The organism is candidate division TA06 bacterium, assembly GCA_016235665.1.
In the GTDB taxonomy this organism is placed as follows: Bacteria; Edwardsbacteria; AC1; order AC1; family EtOH8; genus UBA5202.
This window is the reverse complement of sequence record JACRJI010000008.1, coordinates 333,184-346,112: the sequence shown is the minus strand read 5'-3', so window position 1 is coordinate 346,112 and position 12,929 is coordinate 333,184. Positions and strand designations below refer to the sequence as shown.

At 54.2% G+C, this 12,929-nt stretch carries 10 protein-coding genes; all 10 read left to right on the top strand.

What is annotated here, in order from left to right:
- The first annotated feature begins 11 nt into the window (after positions 1-11).
- Entirely contained in the window at positions 12-983 is a 972-nt protein-coding gene (locus HZA73_04210; protein MBI5805230.1) for an NADH-quinone oxidoreductase subunit H, read from the top strand.
- Complete coding sequence (locus tag HZA73_04205; GenBank protein ID MBI5805229.1) at positions 980-1,360, top strand: 4Fe-4S binding protein; 381 nt, start codon at positions 980-982, stop codon at positions 1,358-1,360. Before HZA73_04210 ends, HZA73_04205 begins: the two co-directional genes overlap by 4 nt.
- A 138-nt stretch (positions 1,361-1,498) precedes the next feature.
- Positions 1,499-1,999, top strand: a complete 501-nt coding sequence (locus HZA73_04200; protein ID MBI5805228.1) for a hydrogenase 3 maturation endopeptidase HyCI — start codon at positions 1,499-1,501, stop codon at positions 1,997-1,999.
- Between the two features lie 6 nt (positions 2,000-2,005).
- Positions 2,006-3,445, top strand: coding sequence for a glycosyltransferase family 39 protein (locus HZA73_04195; protein ID MBI5805227.1), 1,440 nt, complete (start codon positions 2,006-2,008; stop codon positions 3,443-3,445).
- Positions 3,446-3,515: 70 nt separating this feature from the next.
- Positions 3,516-3,695, top strand: coding sequence for a Trm112 family protein (locus HZA73_04190; GenBank protein MBI5805226.1), 180 nt, complete (start codon positions 3,516-3,518; stop codon positions 3,693-3,695).
- Between the two features lie 216 nt (positions 3,696-3,911).
- Entirely contained in the window at positions 3,912-5,180 is a 1,269-nt protein-coding gene (murA, locus tag HZA73_04185) for a UDP-N-acetylglucosamine 1-carboxyvinyltransferase (GenBank protein MBI5805225.1), read from the top strand.
- A 126-nt stretch (positions 5,181-5,306) separates the two neighbouring features.
- Positions 5,307-6,260, top strand: a complete 954-nt coding sequence (locus tag HZA73_04180; GenBank protein ID MBI5805224.1) for an aminopeptidase — start codon at positions 5,307-5,309, stop codon at positions 6,258-6,260.
- Positions 6,261-6,384: 124 nt separating this feature from the next.
- Positions 6,385-8,178 carry a BamA/TamA family outer membrane protein gene (locus HZA73_04175; GenBank protein MBI5805223.1) on the top strand — a complete coding sequence of 598 codons (1,794 nt, stop codon included), beginning with the start codon at positions 6,385-6,387 and terminating at the stop codon, positions 8,176-8,178.
- A complete protein-coding gene (locus HZA73_04170) occupies positions 8,178-11,699 on the top strand; it encodes a translocation/assembly module TamB domain-containing protein (GenBank protein ID MBI5805222.1) in 3,522 nt (1,173 codons plus the stop codon). The genes HZA73_04175 and HZA73_04170 overlap by 1 nt, the downstream gene beginning before the upstream one ends.
- A gap of 183 nt (positions 11,700-11,882) precedes the next feature.
- Positions 11,883-12,890 carry a hypothetical protein gene (locus HZA73_04165; GenBank protein ID MBI5805221.1) on the top strand — a complete coding sequence of 336 codons (1,008 nt, stop codon included), beginning with the start codon at positions 11,883-11,885 and terminating at the stop codon, positions 12,888-12,890.
- Positions 12,891-12,929: the final 39 nt, after the last annotated feature.

Sequence of the window (12,929 nt, the reverse complement as noted above, 5' to 3'; positions counted from 1 at the left end):
TGAGGTAGCAAATGGACATCTTAAAAGTATTCCTGTATATCCTGGTCTATCCCGGCCTGCTGTTCCTGTTCGTCTATTCCACCTTCGTGGAATGGGTGGACCGGAAGCTGTACGCCAAGTTCCAGAACCGGATGGGGCCGATGCACACCGGCAGCCACGGCCTGCTGCAGCCCATCGCCGATTTTGTCAAGCTGATGGCCAAGGAAGACATCGTGCCCGAGTCGGCCGACAAGGGGCTGTACAACGCAGTGCCGGTCTTTGCCCTGGCTGCGGTGCTGACCTCGGGCCTTCTGCTTCCGGTATGGCATTTTACCAACGGGCTGGAATCGGCCACCTCGTTCCAGGGCGACATCATTGTTATGGCTTATCTGCTGGCGCTGCCCACCTTTGCCTATTTTCTGGCGGGGTGGACCTCCACCAGTATGTACGCAGCTCTGGGCGGGGTTCGGGTGCTGACCCTGCTTTTCGCCTACGAGGTCCCGATGTTCCTGGCTATCCTGTCGCCGGCCGTCATGGCCGGCAGCTGGCGGCTGGCCGACATTGCGGCCTACTTTCAGGCCCATCCCCTGTACATGCTGTTCAACCTGATCGGCTTCGGGGTCGGGGTGATAGCCCTGCAGGCCAAGCTGGAACGGGTGCCGTTCGACATCCCCCACGCCGAGACCGAGGTGGTGGGCGGGGCCTTTACCGAATATTCCGGCCGCAAGCTGGCCATGTTCCGCCTGTTGGCCGATGTCCAGATGGTAGTGGGGGCCGGTTTCCTGTCCGCTCTGTTTCTGGGCGGTTTCCCGGGCGGGTTGATCCCGGGTTTCATCTGGTTCATCATCAAGACATTGGTCGTCGTTTTCATCCTTTCGGCCATGAGGGCGGTCACCGCCAGGATCAGGATAGACCAGATGGTGGCCTTCAGCTGGCAGTATCTGGCCCCGCTGGCCCTGCTGCAATTAGTCATCGTCATCTTTATTAAAGGGTATATGCCATGAGTTTAAAATTAGGCGCCATGCTGCCCGAGGTGATGAAGCACCTCTTTAAGAAAGTGGCCACCATTCCCTATCCCTTCCAAAAACTCTCAGTTCCCAAAGGTTTCCGGGGCCATCCGGTGATGGACCCAAAGCTTTGCATTGGCTGCCAGATGTGCGTCAAGGATTGCCCTTCCGAAGCTTTGGAGATCCACAAGGAATCGGAGACCACCGACGACCAGGGCAAGGTTTCCAAGAAGTTCTCCATGACCTTTTACCTGGACCGCTGCTCCCACTGTGCCCAGTGCGAGGAGATCTGTCCCAAGAAGGCCATTCACCTGAATTCCGAGTTCGAGGACGGGGCCTTTGACCGGGGGGCGCTTAAGATAATCTACAAGTAACGCCGGGGATCGGCGCCAGGGCGCTGGGGGCTGATAATAAATGCATTTAACGGATGGCCGGGCACAATGATTGTCCGGCCATTTTGCACGGTGGCCGGATCCCGGCGCTGCAACAGAAAACGATAAAGGATTCTGATTATGGAAGAATGGCAGTTAAAACTCACCGAACATTTGGCCGGGGCCAGGAACATAGCGGTGCTGGGCATCGGCAACGAGATGATGGGGGACGATGCGGCCGGAGCGCTGCTGGCCCGGGAGCTCAAGAAATGCAAAATGCAGAATGTAAAATGCAGAATTGAAATAATGGAAACCAGCACCACTCCGGAGAATTTCACCGGGGCCATTCGCAAGCTTCAGCCGGATCTGGTGGTGATGGTGGACGCGGCCGACATGAACCTGGAACCGGGAGCGGTGGCCTTTTTGGACACCAAGCAGATGCATACCATGATGCATTCCACCCATACCCTGCCGCTTTCGTTCCTGGCTGGTTATCTGGAGCAGATGGGAACGGCCAAGGTGATAGCCCTGGGGATCCAGGCCGGGCATATCAAGCTGGACCAGCCCATAACCCGGGAAGTGGCCGGATCGGTCAAGCTGATAGTCAAAATCTTTACCGATGTTCTGTGCGGGAGCAGATAGATATTAATGGCCGTTATTCTCAATAATATCTGGAAAGAACGCGGCCAGAAGGTGATGTTCTGGCTGGCGCTGGGCCTGGCCGCCTGGCTGCGTTTCCTGGGGATCGGCAGCAAAAGCCTTTGGTATGATGAGGCCTGGAGCGTAGCCCTGGCGGCAGTCGATCTGAAAACCGCGGTGATGCTGGTCAAAGGCCAGATCTACCCGCCGTTGTATCAGATCCTGCTGCACTTCTGGATGTTATTGTTCGGAACCTCCGAGACGGCCGCCCGCTCGCTGTCGGCAGTCTTTGGCATAGCCTCGGTGGCGGCCCTTTACAACCTGACCGTCAGAATATCCGGCCGCCGCACCGCCCTGGTGGCGGCTCTGATCCTGGCGGCCTCGCCCTTTCACGTGGAATATTCCCAGGAGGCCCGGGGCTATTCCCTGCTGGTCCTCCTGTCGCTGCTTTCTTACGACCTGTTGCTGTTGTGGCTGGATGAACATAAATGGATAACCGGAACAGCTTATGTGGCCTTCACCGCGATGTGTCTTTATACCCATCCCTACGGCTTTTTGATCCCCTTGTCCCAGAGCCTGATCTGGATATTTCACCTGATTGAAGAAAAGAAACATCCTGGAAAAGAGCTTTTATGGTGGCTGGCCATGGGTTCGGCCATAGCCCTGCTGTTTCTGCCGGTCCTGCCGGTATTCCTGCGGGCGGCGGGTGAGGTCAGCCGGAATTTCTGGATCCGGCGCCCGGACTATTGGGACATCTGGAATACGTTGAAATATTTTCTGGGACAAAGCCGGTGGAGCCTGGTATCGCTGGGTTTGACGGTTTTGCTGGGCGCCGTCTCTATGCTGACATACGAGGGGGAGCACAGGTTCCGGGCCAAGATCTATCTGGCCTGGTGGTGGCTCCCGATCCTGGCGGCCTTTGCCTTTTCTTCGCTGGCCTTCTCGGTCTACCAGATAAAATACCTGATCTTCGCCTCCATTCCCCTGTATCTGCTGGCGGCCGAGGGCATTGCCAAGCTGGAGCACCGGACGGCCAGGATAATAATGGTCCTGCTGATAGCAGCCTCTTCGGTCCAGCCCCTGCTGGAGTATTACCGGAAACCGAAGATAGAGGAATGGCGGGGGACCGTCAATTATATCAAGTCCAGGCAAGCGCCCAAGGACATGGTGCTGATCTACCAGGAGAACGATTACGACGACATGTCGCTGGCCCTGTCCTACTATTATGCCCCAGATTCATCCAAAGTAACGGAAGTGGAGGGGGTGGACGACATTAAAGCCCTCAAAAGGTCCAAGGCCGGGCTTTGGTTGATAGTTACTCATGTCCAGAATCCGGATTCGGTGGAATTGATCAAGGGCCAGCTGGCAAAAAAATACCGTTTGATGGAGGAACAGAAATTTGCAGGCATCTCTTTATTGCGGTATATACCACGGAAGCGGATCAAATGATGAATGATATTGACTTGTAACTGTCTTATTAGTATAATTTTAGATTAAACGCTAAAAAAACGGAGGTCAAATGCTGGATCCCAAATTACTGGAAATACTGGCCTGCCCCAAATGCAAGGGCGAGCTGGAATACCGGCCCAAGGAACAAAAACTTTTATGCTGGAGCTGCAAGCTGGGCTACAATATCAAGGACGATATTCCGATCATGCTGATCGACGAGGCAGAACCGCTGACCGGGAACAAAAAATAGGGCGAAGCACGCAGGCCAGTTTGAGATGTCCGGCCTGACAGCAATTCAACGTTGGAAATGCCCGGCAGGGTGCTGCGATGATGATTGAACGTATGAACGATCAATCAGTGCGGGGCAAGTTATTTGACATCTCAAACATCGTCGGACAGTATATCAGGACATCTCCAATATTGACGGACTTCTTGCTTAACTCCTCAATCGTGTGTAAGGAAAAAGATGGACAAGTTTGTAATAGACGGCGGACGTGAGCTCAAGGGAACCGTCAAAGTTTCCGGGGCCAAGAACGCCACCCTGCCGGCTTTGGCGGCCGCGCTGTTGGCCTGCGGAAAAACGGTGCTGACCAACGTGCCCAACGTGATGGATGTCCGGACCATGCGGAGGCTGCTGCTGCGGCTGGGGGCTAAGGTGGAATTCTCGGGCGGCGCCATGGAGATAGATGTTCCCCAAAAGCTGAAATGCGAGGCCGAGTACGAGATCGTAAAGCAGATGAGGGCTTCCTACTATGTGCTGGGACCACTGCTGGCCAGATTCGGCAAGGCCCGGGTCTCGCTGCCCGGTGGCTGCGCCATAGGGTCCCGGCCGATGGACCTCCACCTGAAGGGGATGGAGTCCCTGGGTGCCAAGATCGATATTGTACACGGCTACGTTCAGGCCCAGTCGCCAAAGCTCAAGGGTGCCAGGTTCCAGCTGGCCGGGAGCCACGGGGTCTCGGTGGGAGCCACCATCAATGTGATGATGGCCGCCGTGCTGGCCCAGGGCCGCACTGTGATCGAGTCGGCGGCTTGCGAGCCGGAGGTAGTATCCACCGCCGAGATGCTCAACAGCATGGGGGCAGTGATCACCGGCGCAGGCACACCGGTGATCACCATCGAAGGGGTGGATGAACTTCATCCCTGCCAGTTCAAAATGATACCCGACCGGATAGAGGCCGGCTCGCTGATGGCCGCCGCCGCCATTACCGGAGGGTGTGTGACAATCGAGGATTGCCGTCCCGACCACCTGACTGAGGTGATCGAGACCTTGAGAAAGGCCGGGGTCAAGATAGCCCAGGGCGACGAAATGGTGACGGTGGAGGCCAGGCGCCGTCTGAAACCGATGGAGATACTGGTGGCTCCCTATCCCGGCTTCCCCACCGACATGCAGCCCCAGGTGATGGCCCTGACCACGGTTTGTTCCGGCCTTTCGACCGTCACTGAGACCATCTTCGAGAACCGCTTCATGCATGTCCCGGAATTGCACAGGCTGGGAGCCGACATCAAGATAGAGGGCAACACCGCCATAGTCAAAGGCGTGCCCCGGCTGACAGCGGCCCCGGTGATGGGCTCAGACCTGCGGGCCTCGGCGGCATTGGTGATAGCGGCCCTGGCGGCCGAGGGCCGGACCGAGATCAACCGGATATACCATCTGGACCGGGGTTACGAGAATTGGGAGAGGAAACTGAAGAAACTGGGAGCCAAGATCAGAAGGGTGCATGTGCCGATGTGAGCGAAATCAAATTGACTTGCATTAGCCGCGTCCTTCCACCTTCGATAATCCTTCGGCGGACAGATAAGACAGTGGCTATATGAGAAACCAAATACTATCTATAACAAAAATTCTAAACGGGATGTAATGAACAACCTCGAAAGATCCATTAAAATAGCCCTGACCGATTGTCTGGGTGTCAAACCTCAGGAAACCGTGCTGATCATCACCGACGACCAGATGATAGAGACGGCCGGTCTTTTCTATAAGCAAGCCCAGGGTTATGCCCGAGAGGCCGTTTTGGCCTGCATGCCACCAAGGCAAAACAACGGCCAGGAGCCGCCGCCGGCAATTGCTCAAATGATGCTGAGTTCGGATGTGATCTTCATGCTGACATCAAAATCATTATCCCACACCCAGGCCCGGCGCCGGGCTTCAGCCAAAGGGGCCCGGATAGCCAGCATGCCCGGGGCGACCAGGGATATGATCGTCAGGACCCTTTGTGCCGATCACCAGGCCATTAAAAGGGTCGGGGAAAAGCTCTCCCGGATCGTCAGCCGGGCCAGCCAGGTCCGGATCACAGCCAAAGCAGGCACCGACCTAAGTTTTTCCATCAAAGACCGCCTGGCCCTTCCCGATCACGGCATCATTCATTTCAAGGGCGGGTTCACCAACCTGCCGGCGGGCGAGGTCTACATTGCTCCGGTGGAAGGCAGCGCCAACGGCCTTTTGGTCATTGACGGTTCCATAGCGGATCTCTGGCCAATTAAAAAACCAATCAAAATAGCCATTGTCAATGGTTTTGCAGAGGGAGCGGAAAAAGGCCGGCAGGCGGAGGAGTTGTGGGACACCATTTCGGCCCACGGCCGGAACGGACTGAACGTGGCTGAGTTTGGCATCGGCATTAATCCCAAGGCCAAAATAACCGGAAATGTACTGGAGGACGAAAAGGTCCTGGGAACCATCCACATCGCCTTCGGCGACAATTCTGGATTCGGCGGTAAAATCAAAGTGCCCAGCCACCAGGACGGTATCGTGAAAAATCCCGATGTCTGGCTGGACGGGAAGCAACTGATGAAGAACGGAAGGCTTTTGATTTGAGAAACCTGGCTTTCCCGAAACAGACAGGATTAACATGATTTCCCTGGACTGATTTCAAAAGTATTTTTCATTGTTCATCAAGAGTATTGATAAATTATGACGTTCAATTTATTATTTCCAAGAATTGCACTTTAAAAAACTCAACATATTGTTTTTAGCCGGATTTCTGGCTCTATGGGGCTGCGCCAAAAAGGTCCAGACCGAGCTCAAGGAGCCGGTGGAGGAGACCGGCCCGCGGCTTAAGCTGGGCAAGGTCACTTTCACCGGCAACACCGTATTCACCCAGGGTCAGCTGATTGGCAAGATGACCAGCCAGCGGGGTCAGCGATTCGACGATTTTACCTTTCAGCAGGATCTGCGCAAAATAGTTTATATGTACCAGAAGAAAGGTTTTCTGGAAGCCAAGTTCCAGAACCGGGAACAGAAGGTGAACCTGGAGACCCAGGAAATTGATTATAATCTGGCCATCAGCGAAGGACAGCTTTCGGCCATCGGTCAGATCCAGTTCCAGGGCAATGTTCTTTACTCCGATACCGTGCTGCTGTCGCTGTTAAAGGTCAAGACCGGAGACGCCCTGAACCTGGCGGCAGTCAAGCAGACCTCTTCCGGGATCGTAGCATTATACGCCGAAAAAGGGTACCTTTATGCCTCGGTCAAGGACACCATCATCAAAACAGAGGACAGCCATGTTTCCAACATCGTCTACCGGATAAATGAGGGAAGTCCAGTCTACATCGGGCTGATCCGGATAGCCGGCAACAAAGGAGTGTCCCAAAAAGTCATCAAGCGGGAAATGAATCTTTCCTCCGGCGACCTGCTGCTGCCTTCCCGTGTCTATCAAAACCAGCAGAGGGTTTATTCCCTGGGGCTTTTTAACGAGGTCCGGTTTGAGATGGAGGGGCTGGCGGAAAAATCCGACACCGTCAACCTGCTGCTCTTTGTCAAAGAGGATAAAAACAACTGGTATGGTTTCAATTTCGGATACCAGCAGCCGGACCGGATACAGCTGGGGCTGGAATGGGGAAGCAACAATATCTTCGGCAACCTGCAGAAGATAACATTGAAGACCGATATCGGATACGGGCTGGGAAAGACCGACGGCCTGCATCCCTATACCAATGATTATTATCTGGATTACCTGGAACCCTATTTCTTGTCGCTGCCCTTGAAAGCCAGCGGGAGCATTTATTACAAAAGACAGCGTGATGACGCATCCTACTGGTCTCCCTTAAGCCGTTTGGGTGGTGAAGCCAAAGTAGGTAAATCCATCACCCGGATAATACAGGTCTATTTGGGCTACAAATACGAATTTCTGGAAGAGACCAACAATACCACCAGCGATGTATTCGTTAGCACCACGGCCGATAACCGGGACGATATTTTCAATCCCACCCGGGGATATAATATCAGCGCCAGGCTGGACCAGGCCGGTTCGGTGCTGGGAGGTTCCAACGATTACCGCAAGAGCACCGGGGAGACGGCTTTTTTTCACAATTTGGGCCGCAATTTTATCCTGGCCTGGCACGCCAAGGCCTCGGGGATCTACACCTTCAACCGGGCGGGCCCGGTGCCCATCCAGGAAAGACTGAAACTGGGCGGGGCCATGAACCTGAGGGGCTATGCTCAGGACGAAATATCAGCCGACACATTCAGCACCGTCAACATGCTGGTCAACGGCAACCTGGAACTTAGGGTTCCGGTATATAAGATGTTAGGAGCCTGTCTTTTTGTGGACGCCGGAAACGTCTGGGCTGATTTCGAATCGGTAAAATGGAAACACTACCATGGGGGCACGGGACTGGGCTTAAGATTCTACACTCCGATCGGCCCGGTCCGGCTGGACTACGCCATCAAGACCGAGGGACGGATGGAAATTTACGGCGGTCTGATATACATCAACCTGGGGCACGCCTTCTGATGCCGCATAAAACCAGAAACATAATAATCATTTCGGTTGCCGCCGTGTTGCTGCTTTCCCTGGCCGGCTTGTCAGTGTATTTTAACAGCCGTACCTTTAAGGGCAAGCTTAAAGCCAAGACAGATCTGACCCTGTCCGATGTCCTGGGAAGGGAGTTCACCATAGACAGCGCCAGCGTTCAACTGCCGATGAACATAGTGCTCCACGGATTGAAGCTGGCCTCGGACGACTCGCTGAAGAACGGAATGATGCTGGAAGTTCCAAGGATCAAAGTGGTAATTCATCCCTGGGTTTCCCTTACCAAAAGGAAGATCACCATCAAACAGGTGGGAGTATACGACGCCCGGGCCAGGCTGGTCCGTCATCCTGACGGCAGCTGGAATTTTTCCGGCCTTTTCAAGCCAGATACCACCAAACCCAAGGGAAAGACCAATTTCCCGCCTTTGGAAATATCCAATATCGAGATCGGCAACCTAAAGGTAATGATCAGCCCCGGTTCGGATTCACAATTGGTGAAAAAAGTAAATCTGACGGCTGTCTTAAAGATGGGCGGTCCCAAATTATCTCTTGACTTAAAGGATTTCAGCGCTTACATCCCAGACCGCAGGTTTGCCCTGAACAAGGGAAAAGGCCTGCTGGCCGTCAAAGGGGATACGGTCAAACTGGAAGGTTTTGGGCTTGACTTGGGATCCAGCCGCCTGGAGCTTAGTTTATGGCTGGACGGAAAAAGCAAGAAATATGACCTGTCCCAGGCCAGGCTTGACCTGAACCTGGCAGATGCGGCCCAATTAGCCCGGCTGCAGAACGTTGCTTTTAAGGGCCGGATAACAGTCATTGCCAGCGGTAAGGGGGACCTGGAGAATCCATCAGCAAAACTGGAACTTCGTTCTGATGCCTGCTGTTTGGGCGGCGTGCGTTTGGACCACCTGGACACCAGGCTGAGTCTCAAAGATCAGATACTGTCATTGAACGGCATTGAACTGGCCTCCGGACCGGGAACGGTCAAAGGCGACGGCCAGCTGGATCTGAGCGCCAGGGACTACGGACTGCAGCTTTCTTTGAGCCGGATTGATCTGGGAACAATGCTGCCGGAAGCCGGTAAAACCTTGAAAACAAACATCAACGGCAGTTTTAAACTCCAGGGGCAGGGGCTGGAAATCCAAAAAATCAAGGTCCGGGCCGATCTGGTCTTGAACCGCAGCTCGGTGAATGACATTCCGGTGGACGATCTCCGTTGTTTTGTAAGGGCGGAGGGAACCGACATTGCCATTGACCAGATCCGGCTGCGAAGCGGACAGGCCCAGCTGGAGATAAAAGGCGATATTTACAAGGAAGCTCTCAGTCTGGAACTGGAGACCGACGAGATCGATCTGTCCCAATTCGGACCTTTGTTCGGGCTCAAGGATCTGTCCGGCCGCCTGCGTTTCAACGGACTGGTATCCGGGGCCACCAAAGACCCGGACATCATCGGGTCATTCCGCTTGAAGGAAGCCGGGCTGGCCGGGATCAGCTGTCTGTACTTCGACGGAAATATGTCGGTAAAGTCCATCGTTAAAAGCCCTTTGGGGGACGGGAAATTTACCCTGACCGGGATCGAGGTGGGCAAGCAAAGCATCGAGAAGATCGAGATGCTGGCTGAATTACGGGGCCTGGACTGGGGTGGATTTTCAGTTCACATCGTCAAGGACAGCCTGACCGAAGGGCTTTTGACCGGGCGGCTGGAACTGGCCGGGAAGAACATGTCATTGGTGGTCAGCAAACTTTTCTTCAATTCCGGTTACCAGATCATCGCCAACAGCCAGCCCCTGGTGCTGGATATCAAGTCAGGATTTATTGATCTTAAACCTGGCAAACTGATAGTGGGCCGGGGCAGCCTGCTTTTCTCGGGGAATTACAAGAATAACAAGGATTTTCAGGTAAGCGTCAAGGGGCAGGACATAGACAGCCGGAGGATCCTGGAACTGATGCAGATGGACAAGACCGTCCACGGTCTTCTGGATTTTGAGCTCGACGGTTCCGGCAGCCTGGCCTCGCCCCGTTACTCTTTAAAACTGAACGTGGGAAATCTCCGGTTTGAGCAGTTCACCGCTGACAATCTTTCCTTGGATGTGGCTTATGCCGATCAAATTGTCCGGTTGAACCGCCTGGCCATAACCCGTTACGGCAGTATCTCTGAAATATCTGCCAGGGTCCCGGTAAATCTGGCGGTGGGCCCGGAGATGGGAAAACTGCTGGATCAACCGATGGAAGGCCAGGTCAGCTTAAGGGACATCGGCACCTGGGCCTTTTTCCCCATGGCTGATTTTTTAAGCGTTTACGAAGGCCGGATAGACCTTTCGGTCGGCCTTTCCGGGACGCCCTTTAAACCGCTGCTCAACGGCGGCCTTACCATTGACAGGGCCAAGATGGTGCTGAGGCCTTTCGGCATGTATCTGCGGGACGTGACAGCCCGGGCTCATTTCAATGCCGACAGCCTGGTGATAGACAATATTTCCGCCACCACCGAAAATCAGGGCAGGGTGGAGATTAAGCGGGGCGAGATCCTGTTGGAAAGGTTCATCCCCAGCAAGATGTATTTCCTGATCACCACCCGGGAGGCACCCATCCGTAACATTCCGTTCATAGAAGCCAATGTGGACGCCCGGATAGAGATCAACGGAACGGTCAACCATCCCAAGATATCAGGCGATGTCATGGTCAACACCGCGCTGATCACCATGCCCTTTGCCCCGGTAGAGGAGCCGCCCCCGCCCGATAAAGAACCCAAGCCCATGGACCTGGACCTGGCTATCACCGGTCCCCAGGGAATTTGGCTGCGCAATGCCGATGCCGACATCGAGTTGAAGATAGACAATCTGAATGTGCGGATGCAGCAGAATCTTCTTTTCCTGTCGGGGAGGCTGGAGACAATCCGGGGCACGTACCGCTTTACCGACCGCCAGTTCGACATCACCTCCGGCGGGGAGTTAACCTTTACCAACTCGGCCATCATCAATCCCGAGCTCAATCTGTCGGCCCAGACGACCATGGACAAACCGACCCCGGAAGGGGGCACCAGCAAAGTGGACATATATCTGAAGATACAGGGTACGGCTCTGCAGCCAAAGCTCAGTTTTACTTCCGAGCCCACCATGTCCGAAAAGGATATCCTGACACTGGTCTCAGCCGGAATAACCAATCTGGGCGAGGAAGGCGGCAAAATAGACATCTATGATCAGGCCGTAACCCGGGGCACCCAGTATTTGAGCAATATGCTTTCCGGAATCATCCAGAAGAACACAGGGCTGGTAGACGTGGTGCGGATGAAAACCTTCATGAGTGGTGAGGACAAGGGTGCTCAGGTCACTTTGGGAAAATATGTCACCCGCAACGTATTCGTCAGCTATTCCCAGGGGCTTTCCGCCAACCTGTCGACCGAGTTCACCGCCGAATACCTGTTCGGCGCCCGCAGCGCCATCGTGGCCAAAAAGGATGATAAGGGGAAGTTCAACCTGGGTCTAAGGATGAAATTCAAATACTGAACGTAGTTGCTTGCTGAAATTAACCACAGAAAGCACATAAATCACAAACTCCTCCATTTTGTGTTTCATTCGATTGGCACTGCGATAAACACTTCGGCCTAGCTCAGTGCATCGCTCAGTATAGCACTCAGGGCAAGCTTTGTGCGTTTTGCGGCTGAATATTAAAAGTATAAAGGAAAAATGATGAATAGAAAATCAATGCTCATCCTGGCCTTGCTGAAGCTTAGCACAGCGGCACTCAACGCTTCGGTCATCGACTGGCAAAGCTACCAGGGACCGATGGTGGGGGCCAGGGCCCTGTCGCTTTCCGGCTGCGTAGCGGGTATAGACAACGATCCGTCGGTGATACACTGGAACCCGGCCCAGCTTTCTTCCCTGCTTTGGCCGATGTTCACCCTTAACTACACCCACTCATCCGGTCTTTTATCCGACCCGCTGACCTCAGGGCACAAACGGCTCAATTATCTGGCCATGGCTACCAAGGGAATGGGCTTGTCTTGGCGCTCATTGGTCCGGCACGCCGGGGAATCGGTGGCGTATAACGGAACGGATTCAGTCAGCAATTACCTGCGTTACGGAGTAGATGAGTTTGCCCTGGTTTTGGGCCAAAGGGACGATTTGAATCCCAACACCGCCATGGGCTTGACGGCCAAGGTTCTGTGGGGCCGGATGCTGGAGATCACCCAGACCAAGCGTGATAGTTTATGGACCAAGGCCCAAACCTTTGAGGAGAACAGCATCGGCTACGGGATAGACCTGGGTTTTTACGGGAATTACCGCAATTTGAAGATCGGAGCGGCCGGGCAGAACATACTGGGAAAAGTATACTGGAAGAACGTTGAAGATGACAAACTTAAGCCCAAGCTGTGGCTGGGCGGGGCCATCGTCACCGACAAACTGCCGAAAATATCCGGTTCCCTGGAAAAATATTTGGGCAGCGGAACCCCCCAGTTCCGCTACTCCCTGGCAGGGGAATACAAGTATGTGATACCAGGCTATGGCGCAGTTTCCGGACGTTTGGGTTACAGCCGGATATTCAAAGCCGCCAAGGAGGACTATGTCTGGACCGGGGGAGTGGGTTATTTGTATAAGAGGTTCTTGATAGACGGTGCGGTGGTCAACACCCTGGATCTGCCTACCAATAAATGGCAGCAGTCATTTGTGGGCGCGGTCAGTTTGTACATGGAATAATATTTGGAAGGTCTTAAAAAGCCGCCTGTTAAAGGCGGC